General features: G+C 38.3%; 25 protein-coding genes. 12 read left to right on the forward strand and 13 right to left on the reverse strand.

Annotation, left to right across the window (positions count from 1 at the left end):
- Nucleotides 1–516, reverse strand: coding sequence for a YqeG family HAD IIIA-type phosphatase (locus tag PQ511_RS05205; protein WP_273850865.1), 516 nt, complete (start codon nucleotides 514–516; stop codon nucleotides 1–3).
- 355 nt (nucleotides 517–871) lie between these two features.
- On the opposite strand from PQ511_RS05205, the gene PQ511_RS05210 reads away from it, so the two are divergent.
- Nucleotides 872–1,015 carry a sporulation histidine kinase inhibitor Sda gene (locus PQ511_RS05210; RefSeq protein WP_226656773.1) on the forward strand — a complete coding sequence of 48 codons (144 nt, stop codon included), beginning with the start codon at nucleotides 872–874 and terminating at the stop codon, nucleotides 1,013–1,015.
- Between the two features lie 18 nt (nucleotides 1,016–1,033).
- Here the strand turns inward: PQ511_RS05210 and PQ511_RS05215 are convergent, their stop codons facing one another.
- The gene (locus PQ511_RS05215; protein ID WP_273850866.1) at nucleotides 1,034–1,513 is read right to left on the reverse strand and encodes a hypothetical protein; all 480 of its coding nucleotides are present in this window, start codon (nucleotides 1,511–1,513) and stop codon (nucleotides 1,034–1,036) included.
- Between the two features lie 178 nt (nucleotides 1,514–1,691).
- On the opposite strand from PQ511_RS05215, the gene PQ511_RS05220 reads away from it, so the two are divergent.
- The 6 genes from PQ511_RS05220 to mnhG are packed head-to-tail and all read left to right on the forward strand — an operon-like array spanning nucleotide 1,692 to nucleotide 6,952.
- Nucleotides 1,692–4,034, forward strand: coding sequence for a Na+/H+ antiporter subunit A (locus PQ511_RS05220; RefSeq protein ID WP_273850867.1), 2,343 nt, complete (start codon nucleotides 1,692–1,694; stop codon nucleotides 4,032–4,034).
- The gene (locus PQ511_RS05225; protein ID WP_273850868.1) at nucleotides 4,034–4,372 is read left to right on the forward strand and encodes a Na(+)/H(+) antiporter subunit C; all 339 of its coding nucleotides are present in this window, start codon (nucleotides 4,034–4,036) and stop codon (nucleotides 4,370–4,372) included. Before PQ511_RS05220 ends, PQ511_RS05225 begins: the two co-directional genes overlap by 1 nt.
- The gene (locus PQ511_RS05230) at nucleotides 4,365–5,846 is read left to right on the forward strand and encodes a Na+/H+ antiporter subunit D (protein WP_273850869.1); all 1,482 of its coding nucleotides are present in this window, start codon (nucleotides 4,365–4,367) and stop codon (nucleotides 5,844–5,846) included. The genes PQ511_RS05225 and PQ511_RS05230 overlap by 8 nt, the downstream gene beginning before the upstream one ends.
- A 5-nt stretch (nucleotides 5,847–5,851) precedes the next feature.
- The gene (locus PQ511_RS05235; RefSeq protein WP_226656763.1) at nucleotides 5,852–6,328 is read left to right on the forward strand and encodes a Na+/H+ antiporter subunit E; all 477 of its coding nucleotides are present in this window, start codon (nucleotides 5,852–5,854) and stop codon (nucleotides 6,326–6,328) included.
- Nucleotides 6,325–6,615: a Na(+)/H(+) antiporter subunit F1 gene (locus tag PQ511_RS05240; RefSeq protein ID WP_224593558.1), complete on the forward strand. Its 291-nt coding sequence runs from the start codon at nucleotides 6,325–6,327 to the stop codon at nucleotides 6,613–6,615. The genes PQ511_RS05235 and PQ511_RS05240 overlap by 4 nt, the downstream gene beginning before the upstream one ends.
- The gene (gene mnhG / locus PQ511_RS05245) at nucleotides 6,587–6,952 is read left to right on the forward strand and encodes a monovalent cation/H(+) antiporter subunit G (RefSeq protein ID WP_337957745.1); all 366 of its coding nucleotides are present in this window, start codon (nucleotides 6,587–6,589) and stop codon (nucleotides 6,950–6,952) included. Before PQ511_RS05240 ends, mnhG begins: the two co-directional genes overlap by 29 nt.
- Nucleotides 6,953–6,988: 36 nt before the next feature.
- Here mnhG and PQ511_RS05250 read toward each other — a convergent pair whose 3' ends face one another.
- Complete coding sequence (locus PQ511_RS05250) at nucleotides 6,989–7,147, reverse strand: hypothetical protein (RefSeq protein WP_273850871.1); 159 nt, start codon at nucleotides 7,145–7,147, stop codon at nucleotides 6,989–6,991.
- 187 nt (nucleotides 7,148–7,334) lie between these two features.
- Between PQ511_RS05250 and yfkAB the strand changes: the two genes are divergently transcribed.
- On the forward strand, nucleotides 7,335–8,453 hold the full coding sequence (yfkAB, locus tag PQ511_RS05255) for a radical SAM/CxCxxxxC motif protein YfkAB (RefSeq protein WP_273850872.1): 1,119 nt from the start codon (nucleotides 7,335–7,337) through the stop codon (nucleotides 8,451–8,453).
- A 114-nt stretch (nucleotides 8,454–8,567) separates the two neighbouring features.
- Nucleotides 8,568–9,314, forward strand: a complete 747-nt coding sequence (locus tag PQ511_RS05260; protein WP_273850873.1) for a GDSL-type esterase/lipase family protein — start codon at nucleotides 8,568–8,570, stop codon at nucleotides 9,312–9,314.
- A 450-nt stretch (nucleotides 9,315–9,764) separates the two neighbouring features.
- Here the strand turns inward: PQ511_RS05260 and sigK are convergent, their stop codons facing one another.
- From sigK to PQ511_RS05275, 3 genes are all read right to left on the reverse strand, one after another.
- A complete protein-coding gene (sigK, locus tag PQ511_RS05265) occupies nucleotides 9,765–10,472 on the reverse strand; it encodes an RNA polymerase sporulation sigma factor SigK (RefSeq protein WP_273850874.1) in 708 nt (235 codons plus the stop codon).
- Between the two features lie 129 nt (nucleotides 10,473–10,601).
- The gene (locus PQ511_RS05270; RefSeq protein WP_273850875.1) at nucleotides 10,602–10,760 is read right to left on the reverse strand and encodes a hypothetical protein; all 159 of its coding nucleotides are present in this window, start codon (nucleotides 10,758–10,760) and stop codon (nucleotides 10,602–10,604) included.
- A 44-nt stretch (nucleotides 10,761–10,804) separates the two neighbouring features.
- On the reverse strand, nucleotides 10,805–11,245 hold the full coding sequence (locus PQ511_RS05275; protein ID WP_273850876.1) for an Rrf2 family transcriptional regulator: 441 nt from the start codon (nucleotides 11,243–11,245) through the stop codon (nucleotides 10,805–10,807).
- Nucleotides 11,246–11,438: 193 nt separating this feature from the next.
- On the opposite strand from PQ511_RS05275, the gene hmpA reads away from it, so the two are divergent.
- Entirely contained in the window at nucleotides 11,439–12,653 is a 1,215-nt protein-coding gene (gene hmpA / locus PQ511_RS05280) for an NO-inducible flavohemoprotein (RefSeq protein WP_273850877.1), read from the forward strand.
- Nucleotides 12,654–12,695: 42 nt separating this feature from the next.
- On the opposite strand, the gene PQ511_RS05285 is transcribed toward hmpA, so the two are convergent.
- The 6 genes from PQ511_RS05285 to PQ511_RS05310 all read right to left on the reverse strand — a co-directional run bounded on the left by PQ511_RS05285 (nucleotide 12,696) and on the right by PQ511_RS05310 (nucleotide 15,421).
- The gene (locus tag PQ511_RS05285) at nucleotides 12,696–13,142 is read right to left on the reverse strand and encodes a hypothetical protein (protein ID WP_273850878.1); all 447 of its coding nucleotides are present in this window, start codon (nucleotides 13,140–13,142) and stop codon (nucleotides 12,696–12,698) included.
- Nucleotides 13,143–13,251: 109 nt separating this feature from the next.
- Complete coding sequence (locus PQ511_RS05290) at nucleotides 13,252–13,698, reverse strand: hypothetical protein (RefSeq protein ID WP_273850879.1); 447 nt, start codon at nucleotides 13,696–13,698, stop codon at nucleotides 13,252–13,254.
- A gap of 86 nt (nucleotides 13,699–13,784) precedes the next feature.
- Nucleotides 13,785–14,597 carry an NAD(+) synthase gene (gene nadE, locus PQ511_RS05295; RefSeq protein WP_273851138.1) on the reverse strand — a complete coding sequence of 271 codons (813 nt, stop codon included), beginning with the start codon at nucleotides 14,595–14,597 and terminating at the stop codon, nucleotides 13,785–13,787.
- A 252-nt stretch (nucleotides 14,598–14,849) separates the two neighbouring features.
- Nucleotides 14,850–14,993, reverse strand: a complete 144-nt coding sequence (locus PQ511_RS05300; RefSeq protein ID WP_273850880.1) for a hypothetical protein — start codon at nucleotides 14,991–14,993, stop codon at nucleotides 14,850–14,852.
- 121 nt (nucleotides 14,994–15,114) lie between these two features.
- The gene (locus PQ511_RS05305) at nucleotides 15,115–15,249 is read right to left on the reverse strand and encodes a hypothetical protein (RefSeq protein ID WP_273850881.1); all 135 of its coding nucleotides are present in this window, start codon (nucleotides 15,247–15,249) and stop codon (nucleotides 15,115–15,117) included.
- A gap of 25 nt (nucleotides 15,250–15,274) precedes the next feature.
- Nucleotides 15,275–15,421, reverse strand: a complete 147-nt coding sequence (locus tag PQ511_RS05310) for a hypothetical protein (RefSeq protein WP_224593534.1) — start codon at nucleotides 15,419–15,421, stop codon at nucleotides 15,275–15,277.
- A gap of 504 nt (nucleotides 15,422–15,925) precedes the next feature.
- On the opposite strand from PQ511_RS05310, the gene PQ511_RS05315 reads away from it, so the two are divergent.
- Together PQ511_RS05315 and PQ511_RS05320 are read left to right on the forward strand one after the other, a co-directional pair.
- On the forward strand, nucleotides 15,926–17,467 hold the full coding sequence (locus PQ511_RS05315) for a hypothetical protein (protein ID WP_273850882.1): 1,542 nt from the start codon (nucleotides 15,926–15,928) through the stop codon (nucleotides 17,465–17,467).
- Nucleotides 17,464–18,153: an OmpA/MotB family protein gene (locus PQ511_RS05320; protein ID WP_273850883.1), complete on the forward strand. Its 690-nt coding sequence runs from the start codon at nucleotides 17,464–17,466 to the stop codon at nucleotides 18,151–18,153. Before PQ511_RS05315 ends, PQ511_RS05320 begins: the two co-directional genes overlap by 4 nt.
- 76 nt (nucleotides 18,154–18,229) lie before the next feature.
- Here PQ511_RS05320 and PQ511_RS05325 read toward each other — a convergent pair whose 3' ends face one another.
- Nucleotides 18,230–18,460: a YrhC family protein gene (locus tag PQ511_RS05325; RefSeq protein ID WP_273850884.1), complete on the reverse strand. Its 231-nt coding sequence runs from the start codon at nucleotides 18,458–18,460 to the stop codon at nucleotides 18,230–18,232.
- Nucleotides 18,461–18,530 lie beyond the last annotated feature (70 nt).

An 18,530-nucleotide genomic window follows, 5' to 3' on the forward strand; every position in this document is an offset into this window, starting at 1 on the left:
CTATTCCTCCCAATTTATTTTCCCTTTACGCTTCATCCAAGCAAGGAAAACACTTTCCATTCTTCTATTAAATTTCGTGAAAAACCCATCCGTTTTAGCTACAGGAACAACAAGAATTGTATGAAGACCCATTCGATTTCCTCCAACAACATCTGTGAAAATCTGATCTCCTATGACAACTGTCTCTTCTGCTCTAAGCTTCATATCTTTTAAAGCTTTGCGAAACGCTTTTGTCATCGGCTTCCTAGCTTCATATATAAAGGGTACCTCTACAGGAGAAGCAAATTTCTCCACTCTGGTCCTATTATTATTCGAAACGATGGTAACAAGAATATCTTCATCACTCATTTGTTGAAACCATTTTAATAGTTCAGGGGTAGCATCTGCACGATCCCATTCCACAAGTGTGTTATCAAGGTCAGTGATAATGCCTTTTACACCCCGTTCTTTTAGTAGCTTCGGACTAATCTGAAAGATGTCTTGCACATGTTCATTTGGTAGAAACGTATTTAGCAAATTGCAACACTCCTAGTATTAGTGACATCCCTATTGTATCAATATTTTCATTACGCACAACTATTAACTTACAAACATATTCAATGAAAAATAACGATATGAAATCAAAATTTTTCGACAAATAATGTCATTTCCAAAAGTTGTGGATAACATTACTAACATCATTAAACCATTTAGCCATTGTAAATAAGTAAGATATAAACACTATACCCACAAATTATCCACTCTTAACTGTGGATAACGGAACGGTTGTTCTATAAATCGTTCCATGGTAAGCTAACTGCAAATAAAAGATCCACATACAAATTATGCGGAGTAATCGGAGAATAGAACCTTATTTTGGAGGTGCATAATCATGGAGAAGTTATCAGATGACTTGTTGATTGAATCCTTTTATAAGGCAAAGGAACTTAAACTTAGTAGCGAATTCATTCACCTTATTCAACGAGAGATCCAGAGACGTAGACTTGATAAACAAGTATCGCTCATAGGAATCTAACATTTGCCAACCTTGATTTTATCTAGGGTTGGCTTTTTGTTTATTTTCCTTAAAATAACTTCCCCACGTAGACTCCCACTCTTCACTACTAACTTCATTTTCTTCCTTCATTTTCTTTGCACTTCTATATTGATGAGGCTCTGTTAAGAAAACAGCGGCCACTCCTTCAGCCTGTAGTAAGTCATGGTACTTTGATAGCAAAGAATCAACATCTCTTCGCTTATAAGCAAAAGGTTTTATTGCAACAACTGTTTGCTTATCACGAGACAGAATAATGACATCATTAATAGCTGATTCATTTTTCATCGTTTTTCGTATAACTTCTATAGAACTCCTTGGACTATGTTCTTTCAATAACGCGGCTCCAAGTGGTTCAACTTCAATCGCCCTAAAATACTCTCTTGGTTCGAATGGTGACGGATCCTCGGATTTATATACGCTTTGACAGGCCGTCAATAACATAATAATAGGAAAAAGAATAGAAATGGATTTTATCATGTGTATTCCCCTTTCGCAAATAGAATCGGCGTTGTTTGGAAAACTTATACGAGAAAGTTGTATTTTCAAACATGAAAAGTTGATAAATGTGTCGGTTTTTGATTACAATTGAGTTATTGCAATATGAGTTCATTTGAACTTTTATCATATTGAGCATTAGTGGGGAGGTTTTTGTAGAATGCTTCATGCAGCTGTCTTGCTACCTTTTCTGGCAGCGTTTTTCATCCCGTTGATTTATCGGGGCGTGAAACAAGTCCATTTAGGATGGTTTGTTCTTTTAGTTCCGATTCTTTTGTTCGGGTATTTTCTAACATTTATAAAGGGAGTTATGCAGGGTGTACATACACTAAAGACGTTTGAGTGGATTCCTTCACTTGGCGTGAACGTTACATTCTATATTGATGGTCTTGGCCTATTTTTCGCGCTTTTGATCACTGGAATTGGGTCGCTCGTCGTCCTTTATTCCATCTATTATTTAAGTAAAGCGGAAAAGCTTGGCCATTTTTATGTTTATCTCCTATTGTTTATGGGAGCTATGCTCGGAGTTGTGTTATCAGACAATTTATTTGTCCTCTATACCTTCTGGGAACTAACGAGCATTTCATCATTTCTACTTATTGGCTACTGGTACCAAAGAGAAAAATCGACTTCAGGCGCCCTTAAGTCCATGATGATTACTGTATTCGGTGGGCTTGCCATGCTAGGTGGCTTTTTATTAATGGCCGACATTACAGGAACGGCAAGTATTCGAGGAATTATTGAAAATGGGGAAATGATTGTTAACTCTCCTCTCTTTCCATTCATCCTTATACTAGTTCTTCTTGGAGCCTTTACAAAATCGGCTCAATTTCCATTTCATACGTGGTTACCGGATGCTATGGAAGCACCTACGCCAGTCAGTGCCTTCTTACATTCGGCTACAATGGTTAAAGCAGGGATCTATCTCGTTGCCAGGTTAAGCCTTGTCTTTGCTGGAACGGATCTTTTCTTTTTAATTGTTAGTGGCTTTGGCCTACTTACACTTTGTTGGGGTTCCTATATGGCCGTTACACAAACCGATTTGAAAGCGATTCTTGCCTATTCCACGATCAGTCAACTTGGAATGATTATGGCGATGTTAGGTTTTGGAACCGAGTTAGCTATTCTTGCTGCCGTATTCCACATTTTAAACCATGCAACATTTAAAGGAAGTCTATTCATGGTCGCAGGTATCATTGATCATGAAACGGGTACGCGGGATATTAGAAAGCTGGGCGGGCTATTTACATTCATGCCGATTACCGCCTTATTAGCTTTCTTTGGTACATTTTCAATGGCCGGTTTCCCGCTTCCATTTTTAAACGGATTCTTAAGTAAAGAAATGTTTTTTGATTCATCACTTCATTTCGAAGATGCTTCCACAATTGTTGAAGCAGTATCACCTTTCTTCCCATATTTTGCTGTTGGTGGGAGTATTTTCACTTTTGTGTATTCCATCATGCTTTTCTTCCGTACGTTTACTGGAAAACAGCGTGGGACATTATCGAAGCAACCACATGAAGCACCGATCGGAATGCTTCTTTCACCTATGATTCTTGTTCTGCTAGTCGTTATCATTGCGTTTATTCCGGACGCATTTGGTCATGCACTTCTATCGCCTATGGTCGATGCTGTTAACGGATCAGTAGGAGAGACTCATATTAAATTCTGGCATGGCTTTGGACCAGCGCTTTATATGAGCCTTTCTGTCCTTATTCTAGGTACTGCTTTGTACCTTGCCCGAGAAAAGTGGCAGCACATCTATAAAGCTTTCCCTGGTAAATTATCGGCTGCAAAAGCTTATGACGGACTCATAAATGGGTTGCTCCGCGGCTCAAGAAAACTAACAAACGGATATATGACGGGTTCTCTTCGTCATTACATGATTTACATTTTCGTCTTCTTTATCGCATTAGTTGGTATCACTATGAGCGTAACTGGCGGCTTTCAAATAAACTACAATGATCTGGCACCAATCGCTGTACCGGAAGTAATGATTGCGATCGTCATGGCCGGTGCTGCTTTCGCTACGGTCTTTATGAAGAATCGCATTGCAGCCATTTTAGTTCTTGGAATCGTTGGATATGGACTTTCGCTTCTATTCGTCTTTTTCCGAGCACCAGATTTAGCCCTCACTCAGCTTATTGTTGAAACAGTCACTGTCGCTTTATTTTTACTTTGTTTTTATCACTTACCTAACTTTGATAAAAAGAAAGAATCCAAAAGAACCAATGCCGTTAACTGGGTTATTTCGATATCAGTCGGTGTTCTTGTCACAATGGTTGGTATCGCTTCTCATAGCACAAAGCTTTTTGAACCGATCTCCGATTATTTCCTAAAGAACTCTTATAAATTAGGCGGAGGAGACAACGTGGTTAACGTCATTCTTGTTGACTTCCGTGGACTTGATACGATGCTTGAAATCCTTGTACTTGGACTAGCCGCTCTTGGGATTTATACAATGATTAAACTTCGTCCGGGTAAGAAGGAGGGAAATGATTAATGGAAATCATCATGTCTATACTTGCAGGTATGCTTTTTACTGCAGGAGTGTATATGATTTTGCAGAAACAAATTCTTAAAATCATTATCGGTACGGCACTTTTGTCCCATGGGGCTCACCTATTTATTATTACAATGGGAAAATTGAATCGAGGAAAACCACCGATTCTATCTGAGGGAGTAACGAACTATGTTGATCCACTTCCACAGGCACTTATTCTAACTTCCATTGTTATTAGCTTCGGTGTGACTTCATTTCTTCTTGTGCTAGCGTATCGAACGTACCAAACGAATGGTACCGATAATATGGAGAAATTGAGGGGTAATGAAAATGAGTAACTTAGCAATACTTCCAATTTTATTGCCGCTCTTAACAGGGATTATTCTTGTATTCTTGAATAAGCGGTTACCACTTGTACGATTGATTACACGCATTATGGTTTTAGTCAATCTTGCTGTTGTTTCCATCATTGCCTTTAATGTTATTCAAAATGGTACCATCGTATTAAAAGCAGGTGATTGGACTGTGCCTTATGGCATCGTTCTTGTAGCTGACCCACTTGCTATGCTACTCGTCGTAACAGCGAATCTCATTTCGGTTGCATGTGCTTTCTATGCGTTTAAATCATTGGATGAACATCGTGAAAGATACTACTTCTATCCGCTTTTTCAGCTTCTAATCGCAGGGGTAAGCGGGGCCTTTTTAACAGGAGACTTGTTTAATTTATTCGTATTCTTTGAAGTTCTCCTGATTGCATCATATGGGTTGATTGTTCTTGGAGGTACAAAAGAGCAGTTTAGAGAATCATTTAAGTACATTATTATTAACTTGTTCTCTTCCATGCTCTTTGTTACAACCGTATCTTTTCTTTACGCAGTAGTTGGAACGGTAAATATGGCCCAATTGGCAGAACGGGTAGGAGAAGTTCAACAAGATGGCGTGTTAACTACCATCGCTATTCTCCTCCTTATCGTATTTGCTACTAAGGGTGCCCTCTTCCCACTCTATTTCTGGTTACCTAAGTCTTATACTGTTCCACCAACCGTAATATCAGCGTTATTTGGGGCGCTTCTCACAAAAGTAGGAGTTTACTCGATCCTCAGGGTATTCTCGTTAATTTTTGTCTACAACCTGTCTGTTACGCATCAGATTTTATTGATACTCGCAGGTTTTACGCTTGTTTTTGGTGTAATTGGTGCTTTGTCAACGAACAATGTCCAACTCATTATCGCCTACAACATTATTCCAGCGGTAGGCTATATGATTCTAGGCATTGGCGTTTTCTCAGCCACTGCACTCGCAGGCACGGTTTATTATCTTCTCCATGATATGATTATAAAAGCAGCGCTCTTCTTTCTTGTGGGTGCTATGGTTGCTTATTCCGGCACTTCAGATTTAAGAAAAATGGGCGGCATTATTAAAAATCAACCACTACTTGGTTGGCTCTTTTTCATTGCCGCTCTTGCACTTGCAGGTTTACCACCATTTAGTGGATTTATCGGTAAGCTTTTGATTCTAAGAGGAGCATTTGAAGAAGGTCATTATGTACTGGGCGTAATTGGTTTAGTGACAAGTCTATTAATTCTCCTATCTGTTATTCGAATCTTCATCAATGGATTCTGGGGCGAGCCTAAATCGGAATACGTATCAAATGGAAATCCCGTTCAAGGTAAAATCTTACCAGCGGCATTTTTATTGGTATTCACCGTATTACTTGGACTAGGGGCAGAGTTTGTGTATCCGACTGTCCAAACCATTGCAGATCAAATGATTGATCCAATAAACTACATTGATTCCGTTATGAAGGAGTAGATGGCATGCCTATACAAATTATAATCAACCTAATCATTGCCGTTCTCTGGATGTTCCTTTTTGAAAGCTATTCGTTTAGTACGTTTTTTATCGGCTATTTATTTGGTATCGGACTGCTTCTTTTAATGGAGCGGTTTATACCAGATCGCTTTTATTTTTATCGTCTCTGGGCGATTATCAAATTGTTATTCTTGTTTATTAAAGAATTGATTATGGCGAATATACAAGTCGTGAAACTTGTCTATAGTCCTAAGCATAAAATGAATCCTGGTATTATCGAAGTTCCTATTGACGTTCGCACAAACTGGGAAATTACTATGCTCGCCAATTTAATCACCCTAACTCCCGGTACGTTAACCGTATCCGTCGCGCCAGACAACATGCATATCTATATTCATGCGATGGATGCTCCTGATGCTGACGAAGTGATTAAAGAAATTAAAGGAACATTTGAGAAAGCCATTATGGAGGTGACAAGATGAGCTCCCTTCTATCTACTGTATCAACAATCTGTATCGTCATTATTGCGATTTCTACCTTGTTCTTACTATACCGTGCGATAAAAGGACCTTCTAATCCTGATCGGGCAGTTGCACTAGATACAATTGGAATCAACCTAATGGCAATAGCTGGAATTCTAGCGATTAAGCTAGAGACTGCCTATTTCAATGATATTATTCTTCTCATTGGAATACTTGCTTTTATAGGAACAGTAGCTATTGCTAAATTCTTGGAAAAGGGTGTTATCATTGAAAGAAGTCGTGATTAGCATTTTCATGCTTATCGGTACGTTTTTCCTTTTTTCTGGGGCGCTAGGAATATTTCGACTTCCTGACGTATACACTCGTCTACACGCTGCATCTAAAAGTGCAACGCTAGGAGTTGCAGGAATTCTTATTGCTGCTTTCCTTTATTTTATTTTCAAAGAACAAATGGTGAGCGGTAAGCTTATTTTGGGAATTATTTTCATCCTTATGACAGCACCGGTCTCTGGACATATGATTTCTAGAGCAGCCTATCAAAAAGGAGTCCCTTTATGGGAAAAAACGAAGAGAGATGACCTCGATACTGCACAACAAAAAAAAGCAAGCACAAACAAGGGATAACCCCTTTGCGTGCTTGCTTTTTTTAAAAGAGCAATTCTAACATCTGTAATTTGCATAATAATAGTATCCTCCGCCGATCACAAGCAATAAAACAAGTAGTACAACGATTAAAGCAAAGTACCCTCCTCCATAGCCTGGATATGGATATGGGTATGGCGGATAGGGATAACCACAGCCAGGATAGCCGTAACTCATACGCCCCCTCCTTTTCTCCCTTAGGCATTCTTCTGCTAGATAGTATAGTCTATGAATGACTCGAATAAGATGTATGGACATTGGCGGAGTTTTCTAAATTCATCACTACCGCTGTTCATCTCTTTCCTAATGCTCTACAATTAAGAGGGATATAAAGCCTTGGAATTACTAAAAGGGGTCGATACCAATGACAACATCAACGAAAACCATAACACCCAGCTATGACCCATGGGAAGCCTATATGGATGTTGAAGAATACGGAAGTATGGTTCTTTCCAATATTGAACTAACAACAACTACATTATGCAACATGCGGTGTGAGCACTGTGCAGTAGGTTATACTCTTCAACCCAAAGATCCTGATCCGCTTCCACTGGATCTTCTGACTAGTAGACTGGACGAAGTAGAAAAACTTCGTGCACTAAGCATTACAGGTGGCGAGCCTATGCTATCTATGAAATCGGTGAAGCAGTATGTGGCACCACTACTTAAATACGCACATGATCGAGGTGCTCGTACGCAAATCAATTCAAACTTAACGCTTGACCGCAAGCGATATGATTTGATTTTGCCTTATTTGGACGTCTTACATATTTCGCATAACTATGGAAGCATTGACGATTTTACGGATATTGGTTTTGCGGTAATGGATCGCAAACCTGCCCTCGCTCAGCGTGAAGCTTATTTTCATCGAATGGTTGAAAATGCAAAAGATTTAACCTCTAGAGGGGTTATCATTTCAGCAGAGACCATGATTAATCGAAGAACCCTTCCAAATATCGTAAGCATTCACAATCAAATTGCAGAGATGGGCTGTCAAAGGCATGAAATCCATCCAATGTACCCATCAGATTTTGCATCTGGTCTTGATATTGCTTCACTAGAAGAAATTCGTGAAGGGATACATCGCCTATTAGATGAACGCGATCCGGACGTCTGGTTATTATTTGGTACACTTCCGTTTTACCCATGTAGCTCAAATCCAGAAGATCTTAACCTTCTTGAAAGACTATACGCTGAGCCAAATGTAACTGTTCGAAATGACCCGGATGGTCGATCAAGATTAAATATGAATATTTTCGATGGAGAGATCATTGTGACAGATTTTGGTGACACTCCTACACTTGGTAACATTAAAAACACAAATTTAAATGACGCTTACCAAAAATGGCGGGATAGCAAGATCTCCAAAAGCATCAGCTGTCATTGTCCAGCAGTTAAATGTCTTGGACCAAATCTACTTGTAAAAGATGCTTATTACAAAAATGTTAATTTTTCACAAAAAGAAACGAATATCACCCTCTAAACCTCCACTTTTGGGGGTTTTTTTTCTCATTTTTTATTCTATAAGCAAAATCAGCTTTCACATTACGATAGATAGGGTATAATACCTATCGTAATCAATAGGAGTGTGATATTCGTGAGGAAAAAAGCATGGATTCTGGTTCTTGCTGCCGGATCTCTTATCGTTTTGCTTGCACTGGCTGAAAATCAAACTGATTTCCTTAGGACCAATGCAAATGAAATGCCTGAGAACGACTCAGAATCCAAGAAAAAAAACATTACGTACTACACAAAATATTATCAAACGAAAAAGAGTATCTACGACTCATACACTCACAAAGACAGTGAGACCATTTTTCTTGGTGATAGCTTAACGGATTATTATGAATGGGGAGAAGCCCTCAGTGATCATGAAGTTTTAAATCGAGGTATAGCTGGTGATACGACTACTGGCGTACTTAACCGAATTGATGAGGTGGTCAAAGCCAAACCGGATCGAGTGTATTTATTAATAGGGATTAACGATATGATTGCTGGACAACCCGTTAATAAAATTGAGACAAATTATAAACAGATACTCGATATTCTTAAAACCAGATCACCAAACACAAAGGTCTACGTCCAAAGTTTGTTCCCCGTTAATACGGCTTTAACTGGACATCCTTTAAATAATGGTACAATCCGCGATTTAAATAAGCGTTTAGAAGATCTCTCCAACCTGTATGACTATCAGTATATAGATATCTATCCTGAGCTAGTAGAGTTTGGACAGTTAAATAAAGACTATACATTCGATGGTCTTCATCTTAATGGAGAAGGCTATAAAATTTGGACTCGAAAAATTCTTTCTACCTATAATACCAATAAAGATACTCAAGAATAATTCATTTTAAAAACCTTATTGCTTTTTCGCTTTTGTGTGTTAAACTACAATAGACCAACCTTAAAATGCTTCGGAGGGAAACCTTCGGAGTTTCTTTTTTTTTCCAATTCAGCTTGGTTCTTTCATTCGGTACTTTTGCGAAGGGAACACCGCTAAAACTTGTTCCGTCTTAAACGTTCGCACAGTCCTCCTCAAGTAACAATATCCAGTTATACTTTGTTCGGTCACTGAATAGAGCTTAACAATTCTCTTACTAACTTTGTTATCCTTCGATAAGTAGATCATTTCTACATTTTTCTCATGTTCAAGGAATTTTTTCATTCTTTTAAACATAATCCATTTCCTTTCTGTACGATCGTTTGTTCTTATTATATGACGAACATATGTTCTTTACTACAATTTTGTTTTGATTTACCGTTATCAAAAGAAAAGCCCTGCCTATGAGCAGGGTTACGTACTACTTTCTTTTCGATTTCGATAAAATTCATGAAACAACTTCATTAACGCACGCTTTTCAATTCTTGAGACATAGCTCCTAGAAATACCAAGCTGTCTCGCGATTTCTCGTTGTGTTAATTCTTTTTCTAGATTTAAACCAAACCGACCTACTATTACTTCTTTTTCCCGATCATCTAAAATATGAATATACTCATAGATTTTCTTTTTCTCCATATTAAGCTGAATTAATTCTACAATATCTTCCGTTTCCGCTTTTAACACATCAATGAGAGAAATTTCATTTCCTTCCTTATCCTGACCGATCGGATCATGTAAAGACACATCTTTTTTTGTCTTTTTTAAAGCTCTTAGATGCATAAGGATTTCATTCTCAATACATCTGGCTGCATAGGTTGCTAACTTAGTTCCTTTATCTGTCGAATAGCTTTCAATTGCTTTGATTAAGCCAATTGTTCCTATAGAAATGAGATCTTCAGGATCTTCGCCCGTATTTTCAAACTTTTTCACAATATGGGCTACGAGACGGAGATTGTGTTCGATGAGGCGGTTTCTTGCATCTTCATCTCCTTCAGCCATTAATTCTAAATACTTTCTTTCATCTTTTCTTGAAAGAGGCTGAGGAAAAGCATTGTTTTTCACAAACGAGACAAAGAAAAGAACTTCCTTACACATGTAAGCAAGCGCTGCCAGTAAGGACACATACTCACCTCCCAATGATGGGCTGTTACTATATCTTAAGTTTATGTAATAGCCTACCCCAGTGTGTCTGTCCTTGTGGAATTCTCATTCAAAAAAAAGAAGACGTCCCCTTAAAAAGGAAACGTCTAGTCACTCGTTCTGATCTCTCTTCTTATCTCTTGCCCATTTCTCAGACATATACTCCTCACGTAAATAGCGATGATGGGTAGAATACCGCCCATACTTCATCCTGATTATCGCAAGAACTGCAACCACTCCTCCGACTCCCGTTAGCTCAAACCATTCCATACACTGCCACACTCCTCTTAAAACAGTGTATTCAAAATGCTCCCCTATTGGTTCCTCTCAAATAGTTGTCTAAGGGTTTCATCATTGACGATGAGATCAGCTAATTGATACTGATCCAAAACCTCAAAATAAGCAGACAAAGCCGTATGAAGTACGTGCTTTAGTCGACATGCTGGACTAATGACGCATGAATTGTTTTCTTTATCAAAACACTCCACTAAATTAAAATCTTCCTCCGTACTTCTTACCACTTCTCCGACATTGATTTTTTCAGGAATTCGGGCTAATCTTAACCCCCCGTTTCTTCCTCTAACCGTTTCTATATAACCTTTTTTTCCGAGCTCATGTGCTACTTTCATTAAATGATTTTTTGAAATTTGATAAGCATCTGCAATTTCTTGAATGCTTGCCAAGTTATTTTTTTTCATACTCCCAAGGTAAATCAGCATTCTTAAAGAGTAATCCGTATAATTTGTTAAACGCACGGCTATTCAACCTCTTTTCGCTCCAATGTTCATAGGTCTATTTTATCACATCTTGAGAAACTCCACTTTCCTTCATGCTTTGGTAAGATGTGAACATTTTATTAAAGATGCATTTTATATATTGCTTTTAAGTTAAGGAAGCGATAACATAAAGATATATTTAAAATGCATCTTTAAAACGGAGGTTATTTCCATGTTATCATCCCATACGATTGCAACAATTAAGTCCACTGTGCCTGTACTTGAAATCCATGGAACTGAGATTACAAAACGCTTTTATACTATGCTTTTCAACAACCATCCTGAACTGTTAAACATTTTCAATCATGCCAACCAAAAACAAGGAAAGCAGCAGCAGGCTCTCGCGAACGCAGTTTATGCTGCCGCTAAAAACATTGATCAATTAGAAGCTATTTTACCAGTTGTAAAACAGGTGGCTCATAAACATAGAAGCCTTGGTGTGCTACCGGAACATTACCCAATTGTTGGTGAATATTTATTAAAAGCCATTAAAGATGTTCTAAAAGATGATGCTACTGAAGAAATTCTTCAGGCATGGGAAGAAGCATACGGGGTTATTGCTAGCGTTTTCATAGACGTGGAGAAAGAAATGTACGAAGATGCTCTCAAACAGCCTGGCGGGTGGGAGCTGGAACGTGTTTTCGTTGTCGATCGTAAGGAACAAGAAAGTGACATTATCACATCTTTTTACTTAAAACCACTTGACGGAAAACCACTTGCATCATTTAAATCCGGGCAATACATTAGCGTAAAAGTCAGCATCCCAGGAGATGAATTCACCCACATTCGCCAATATAGCCTCTCAGATGTACCTGGAAAACCTTATTACAGAATTTCAGTAAAAAAAGAAGTGGGCACGTCCAATCCTGATGGTATTGTCTCAAATTATTTGCATGATTACGTAGAGGTAAATGATAAGCTTAGCATAACTGCCCCAGCAGGAGACTTTTATTTAGAAGAGGGATCATCGCCAATTGTTCTCTTAAGTGGAGGGGTAGGAATTACGCCGATGCTTAGTATGCTAAAGAGCAGTGCGCTTCAACATAGAAAGACGACATTTATTCATGCAGCAAGAAATGGAGATGTTCATGCTTTTCACAATGAAGTTCTTTCTCTAGAGCACCCTTCTCTTAAATATTATGTCTGTTACGAAGCACCTACAAACAATGATAACGATAAGAAAATCTTTGATAAACAAGGATTCATCACAACCGAATGGCTAAAAGAAGTATTACCACTTGAAACAGAATCAGAGTATTATTTCTGTGGACCCCTTCCGTTTATGAAAGCTGTAAAAGTTGCCTTAACAAGTCTGGGTGTTGAAGAAAAGAATATGCATTTTGAATTTTTCGGTCCTGCTGTTGCCCTTGAACCTGCCATGTCTTAATGAGTTATTGAAAGAATAAAGAAGCGCCTGAATGGCGCTTCTTTAAATAGTAATAATAACCTTTTGATTTCGCTCTTTAATAAATGACGTAATTTCTTCCCAATCGTTTTCGAACGGTATATAAGGAACAAAGATCGGTTTACGCGTATTCCCATTAATAATCGCAACTACTGGTGAACCGTTTACTTTCCCAAACATTACTTTTTTTACAGAAGAAAAAGCCACACTTCGACGACTCAATCCTAGTACTTTATGTTCTATACGATACTCGGTTAATTCAATTCGCTGTGTTCGAATGCACAAGCTAAGAAATATACAAAACGACACATAAATGAAGCCAATCAACATGAAGGTTTGCCAACGTTCGAATGATAAATCACCTTTGATCCACATCAGTAAGGTACCAAAAGAAACGACAATGCCATAAACGAGAACCATGAATAATTCAATGGCTTTTACTCTCGGGTAATACGATTTGATTACCTTCATGATCGTCACACCTTTACTTGGCTAGATTCATGATTTTTAATTATTTTAACAAGGGAAGTCGACTTTGTATATATTTTCTAAAAGCGAATAAATTTTATAGACTTCCGGCTCATTTATGCCCTTCTCCTACGTAAAGCTCCATGGACTTCACTCTTACAGTCGACAGGATAGGTGTTAGCTCTGGTAACAGCTTCTTTGCGAACCTCCAAGCATTGTCTTCTATTTTTAGTGAGATTTGCTTTTTTTTATTTGGAGACAATGCATTTGCCCTTTGTTTTGCTAAAACAGCAAGGGTCTTATCAGCGGCGTGCCCTAGTTCGTGCGCCACAATAACAGTAAAGTATTCAAACAAATAATCATCTGAACCGAATAAAAGAACACATTGCTTCTTTATCTCCTCTAAATAAATGGTAATCTTGTTCGTTTCTAACGAATATTTCCCTCCTATTAACCGTTCACCTGGGAATCGATCGGTTATGTGAATGGATACATTAATGTTAGACCTCTGCTGTAGTTTGCGTACGATTGAATGAAGTACAGCGTCATCTTCTCTCATGAGCGAAACTCCTTTATGATAAATATGACTCGTTCGCTCTATTCATACGCAAAAAAAAGAGACCTTATTCAGGTCTCGTTCCAATCTTATTTCCACCAGTTATCAAAAATGGTAGCTGCCATATTGCGCTTATGTTTTGTTTTGCTAAAATGATTTTCGATGGTTCTTGCTGCTTCTTCAGGTACTTCTTGACCTTCCAAATAATCATCAATGTGCTTATAACTTACTCCTAGTGCTTCTTCGTCTGGAAGAGCAGGTCGGTCATCTTCAAGGTCAGCTGTAGGTACTTTTTCAACAAGATGATCAGGCATTCCGATGTCTTCAAGAATTGCTCTACCTTGACGTTTATTTAAACCGAATAGCGGGGTAATATCACAGGCGCCGTCACCATGCTTCGTGTAGAAACCTGTTACGGCTTCAGCAGCATGGTCGGTTCCTATCACCAGCTTTTTCTCATCCCCAGCAATATTGTATTGAGCAATCATTCGTTCTCTTGCTTTATTATTGCCTTTTGTAAAATCCGTTAAGTCATTTCCCGTTGCTTCAAGATAGGATGAAACGGATGCATCTACAGCAGGTTTGATATTGATCGTAACCGTTTGATCTGGTTTAATAAATTTCAAAGCAGCTTGAGCATCGTCTTCATCTTTTTGTTCTCCGTAGGGTAATCTGACGGCAATGAAGGAAGCATCTGTTCCTTCCTCCCTTAGCTCTTCAACAGCCATCTGAGCGAACCTGCCAGCAAGTGATGAATCTTGTCCTCCAGAAATGCCCAAAACAAACCCTGTCGTCCCACTCTTCTTTAGATATTCCTTTAAGAATCCAACTCTTTTCGTCACTTCTTCTTTCACATCAATTGTTGGTTGCACACCAAGTTCTTGAATGATTTCTTTTTGCATCTCTCTCATCCTCAATCACTCCTTTGAAATACCACAACTTATATTTTTATACATTAAGGGCTAGTAATCAATACCCTTTCGATTCTTTTTAAAACTGTTTTCAGATATGTACTTTCCTATTGTGAATCGAAAGAATACATTTCATACAATACATTAAAATGCATAAAGAATTCATTAGCGATTTATCTCATTTTCTTACCATTGACGTTGGTTCATAACAAAAAAGGCAGGAACAGCTCCTGCCTTTGGAAATTAATAATGGATATAGAAGCTTTGCTTGTATCGGTTGTCTTCAATTAAATCCTGTCTTCTTTTATAGTCTAATGCATGATCAAGCGTTTGCCGATAACGATTGATCGAGACAGTAATGGTGACAAATACTAAGTTTACAGTCATTCTTATCCACTCCTTTCTTCATTGTTTGTTTCAGGTCAATCCTTTCTCTACCGTAATCCATTTTTGAATAGCGCATTTTCTTAAGGCGTATCTCATCTTTTCTCTCCCTTTCATTACGTTATTAGAACATCCAGAATTGTTTTTCGTGAACCTGATCCATTTTTCTTCTTACTTCCAAGTAACGTTTTTCTTCTTCTATCGTTCGCTCATGAACGCGTATACCAATCGTGACAAATACTAAATTAATCGTTAACATGATCATTTCTCCTTATTATTGGGAATTAGGATAACCACATCGAAGCTCGGTCTCGTTTTGCTTCAGCTTCTGAGATGTGTTGGTGAATGGAGCGCTGATGAAGTTCAGATGATAAACTTCGATCAAAAACGCTTTTCATTTTTGTTATGATCATTAGATGGAATGGCAACATGTTAACGACCTCCTTTCAAATTCATTTATTTCAGGGGACCCACTTTCTCCTTTTCTCAACCGGTACCATCAACAGGTTCTTGCTTATCATGCTTCTTCCTCCTCTCAAAATTTGGACACAAAAAACCGCAGGGTATGAGCCTGCGGCCAAAAAAGACATAGAAAAACCGCAGGCAACGACCTGCGGTTTTTCAATCCGTTAGTAAAAAAGGATTCCTCTTAATGAGGCGCTGGTCGAACAGAATATTCATATTTAGTTACAGCAGCTTTTACTTTTGAAATCTTCATCATTCTGTTCGACCTCCTTTTTTCATAATTGTTTACAAAGGTAAGTATATCCATCACTTCCTTTTTTGTAAACCTTTTTTACTAAATTACCTAAATTTTTTATAAAAAAGAATAGTTTCGACAATTTCCGCTACAGTTCTTCCCTTTTGTTTTTCCATAGAAAGCATGAAAGTTCTGGTAAAGAGGACATACATATATACAAAGTGGAGGTGAACATATGCTGAACGTAACAACAATCGTCCTCTTTATCATTGGATTCCTTGCTGTGTTTGGGGTAACGGCTACAATTCAAATTAGTTTTCAAATGAAAAAATGGCTAAGAGATATTGAAAATGCAGAAATACAAAGTGATTCCACTGCTTATACTGCCACATGGATTCAAAATGTCATCAAGGAATACAAAGCTTACCATCTAGCGGGCGTCTCGCAAGTTAATACCCAAGCTCTGATTGAAAAACATTTCTTCAAAGAATCAGTTCCTTTGTTTGGATTTGCCCGTGTTCCTGCAGGAGGTATGATGCGCTTTATGCAACAGCTCCCTCCTACTTCCATCATCATTGGAATTTTAGGAACATTTATAGGACTCACCCTCGCCATATCATCCATGCAAGAAACGCTGATGTTTCTTTCACAAAAGCCTGAAGATGCTAACTTAAATCTTGCTTCTGTCATTGAAGCCATTTCTAGTCCTTTTCAAGGGATGAGCGTTGCTTTTATTACGAGCATAGCTGGTATTGGAAATGCTCTTTTTTTAACGCTGATACAAAACGGAGTGTTAACGAATGGACGCACGACAGCTTATTATTTAGAAAAGATCATATCAGATTGTGAGTCGCTTCTTGATCATAATTTGAATGCGAGCTTAACGCAGGAAAAACCGCATGATGAAATGGAACGAATTTTAGATCGTTTAGCAGGAAGAATTCAAGAAAGTTTTCACGAAACGCTGGGAGACTTTTCAACGAGCATGGTACAGTTTACTTCTGGATTAGAAAAGGCCATGCAGGACGTTCAAGCAACATTATTATCGCAACGCGAATTTACGGAACAATTCTCAAATAGCACGACCACTTTAGAAGCCTTTAGTGCCAAACTTCAAGATTCATTTACACAACTTGATACCGTACAAGAAAAAACAACGAATGGGATTATTGAACTTGGCAATCGCCTAAAAGCACTTGAAAGCCAGCTACAGTCTTTGTCAAAGCATCATGAAGCAGGACAGCGTAAATTCGAGCAGCTCGTTCAACGTTCCGATCAATTAATCAAAGATACCCAGAAAAAATCAGAAGAGACGGGTCAGCATTATTTGAGAGGATTAGATGAGCAAATGCAGCGCTTTCAAGGCTCACAAGAGGAGCTTGAGCGGCGTGTTCATCAAATGCAGGACGAATGGTATTACCGCTACCAGGATAAGCAGAATCAATATGGAAGAGCATCTCAAGAGTTTGCTGATTCCGTATCCCAGCTTGAGAAGGCATGGTACAGTTCTCTCGATAAAATTAAACGTGAAGCCCTTGAACCCATTATTCATCGAATGGAACGAGATCAGCGTGATCAACCGCTTCAGCATGAATTAAGAGCCTTATCAAACAGCCTTGATTCCCTTTATCAGGGGCTAGCTCGAGAATTGAAAGATATTCAACATCAGCTAGCAGAGTCACATCAGCTACAGTTACGGCTTTATGAAGAACAAATGCGTCGCCAATCGATGACACAGCAGCCGATTCAATCAAGAATGATTGGTGACAATCGATGAAAAATAGAAAAAGACGATTTCAAATTCAGGGTGATGAAGAACACTATTGGCCCAGTTTTGCAGATATGATGGCGATGATCGTTCTTGTTATGCTTTTTATTGCGATTATCGCTTTCGTTCAAATGATCTACGACGCCTACGATCAAACCGTTATGAAACAAGAACTTGCGAAAGTAGCTGACGTAAAAAAACACATTAGTGATTTAATTGAGAAACAATTAGAAGAAAATGTTGGAAAAGACAAAGTTGTTCGTGGGCCAAATAATACGATTTCTGTGGAAGGAGATATTTTATTCGATACAGGAAGCGCTGAAATTAGCCCTAAGGGTAAAAAAGTTTTAAACGATCTAGCGGATGTTTTTGCAAATTTAATCGATGAAGAAGATATTAGTCAATATCTCTATATCATCTTAATAGAAGGGCACACTGACAAAGTTCCTTATGATAATTGGAAACTTTCTGCTGATCGGTCTGTAGCCGTTGTGAAAGAACTGATGAAGGCGAATCCAAAGCTCAATTCACCTGAATACGCAAAGTATTTAGCTGCAACTGGATATTCAGAATACAAGCCGATTGTCGAAGAAGACAGTAAAGAAGCCTATGAGAAAAACAGACGTATCTCGTTCCAAATTATTCTTGACGACGAGAAGTGGCAGGGGCGTTTGAAAGAAATTATGACGTACTAATCTTACTAGGTAGAATCTAAGAATAACAAAAGCCGCTTCCCAATTTGGAAACGGCTTGCTGCGATTCATTTATACATTAAGAGTTGATATTTTGCTCATTAATTTTTTTCTGTATAGCAATGGCACGGGAATAAAAGAAAATAGCAATTCCCACTAATAGAAATCCGCCACCCGTTAAAATAAGGGTTGCACCGTCTGTCTTCCCTTCAACAGGAAGAAAAGAACCGATATATAAGAAAACACTAAGACTAAGCAATACAAACGCAAAACGTTTATAATCTGTCATTTTGTCTTGAAGTTGCTTCATAGCGCTCACCTCTCTCGGCTTTTATTCTATCATACATGACCACATAACTAGAGATGTAAGTCTTTCCAAT

It is taken from the genome of Guptibacillus spartinae (assembly GCF_028610625.1).
Classification (GTDB): Bacteria; Bacillota; Bacilli; order Bacillales; family Guptibacillaceae; genus Guptibacillus; species Guptibacillus spartinae.

Coding starts and splice junctions, on each gene's coding strand:
- yfkAB (WP_273850872.1), top strand. CDS start 7,335: ATGACAACATCAACGAAAACCATAACACCCAGCTATGACCCATGGGAA.
- PQ511_RS05325 (WP_273850884.1), bottom strand. CDS start 18,460: ATGAAGCAACTTCAAGACAAAATGACAGATTATAAACGTTTTGCGTTT.
- PQ511_RS05215 (WP_273850866.1), bottom strand. CDS start 1,513: ATGATAAAATCCATTTCTATTCTTTTTCCTATTATTATGTTATTGACG.
- PQ511_RS05300 (WP_273850880.1), bottom strand. CDS start 14,993: ATGACTGTAAACTTAGTATTTGTCACCATTACTGTCTCGATCAATCGT.
- PQ511_RS05225 (WP_273850868.1), top strand. CDS start 4,034: ATGGAAATCATCATGTCTATACTTGCAGGTATGCTTTTTACTGCAGGA.
- PQ511_RS05270 (WP_273850875.1), bottom strand. CDS start 10,760: ATGGAATGGTTTGAGCTAACGGGAGTCGGAGGAGTGGTTGCAGTTCTT.
- PQ511_RS05230 (WP_273850869.1), top strand. CDS start 4,365: ATGAGTAACTTAGCAATACTTCCAATTTTATTGCCGCTCTTAACAGGG.
- PQ511_RS05220 (WP_273850867.1), top strand. CDS start 1,692: ATGCTTCATGCAGCTGTCTTGCTACCTTTTCTGGCAGCGTTTTTCATC.
- PQ511_RS05210 (WP_226656773.1), top strand. CDS start 872: ATGGAGAAGTTATCAGATGACTTGTTGATTGAATCCTTTTATAAGGCA.
- PQ511_RS05240 (WP_224593558.1), top strand. CDS start 6,325: ATGAGCTCCCTTCTATCTACTGTATCAACAATCTGTATCGTCATTATT.
- PQ511_RS05310 (WP_224593534.1), bottom strand. CDS start 15,421: ATGTTGCCATTCCATCTAATGATCATAACAAAAATGAAAAGCGTTTTT.
- PQ511_RS05285 (WP_273850878.1), bottom strand. CDS start 13,142: ATGAAGGTAATCAAATCGTATTACCCGAGAGTAAAAGCCATTGAATTA.
- nadE (WP_273851138.1), bottom strand. CDS start 14,597: ATGCAAAAAGAAATCATTCAAGAACTTGGTGTGCAACCAACAATTGAT.
- PQ511_RS05235 (WP_226656763.1), top strand. CDS start 5,852: ATGCCTATACAAATTATAATCAACCTAATCATTGCCGTTCTCTGGATG.
- PQ511_RS05250 (WP_273850871.1), bottom strand. CDS start 7,147: ATGAGTTACGGCTATCCTGGCTGTGGTTATCCCTATCCGCCATACCCA.
- PQ511_RS05315 (WP_273850882.1), top strand. CDS start 15,926: ATGCTGAACGTAACAACAATCGTCCTCTTTATCATTGGATTCCTTGCT.
- PQ511_RS05305 (WP_273850881.1), bottom strand. CDS start 15,249: ATGTTAACGATTAATTTAGTATTTGTCACGATTGGTATACGCGTTCAT.
- PQ511_RS05320 (WP_273850883.1), top strand. CDS start 17,464: ATGAAAAATAGAAAAAGACGATTTCAAATTCAGGGTGATGAAGAACAC.
- PQ511_RS05290 (WP_273850879.1), bottom strand. CDS start 13,698: ATGAGAGAAGATGACGCTGTACTTCATTCAATCGTACGCAAACTACAG.
- hmpA (WP_273850877.1), top strand. CDS start 11,439: ATGTTATCATCCCATACGATTGCAACAATTAAGTCCACTGTGCCTGTA.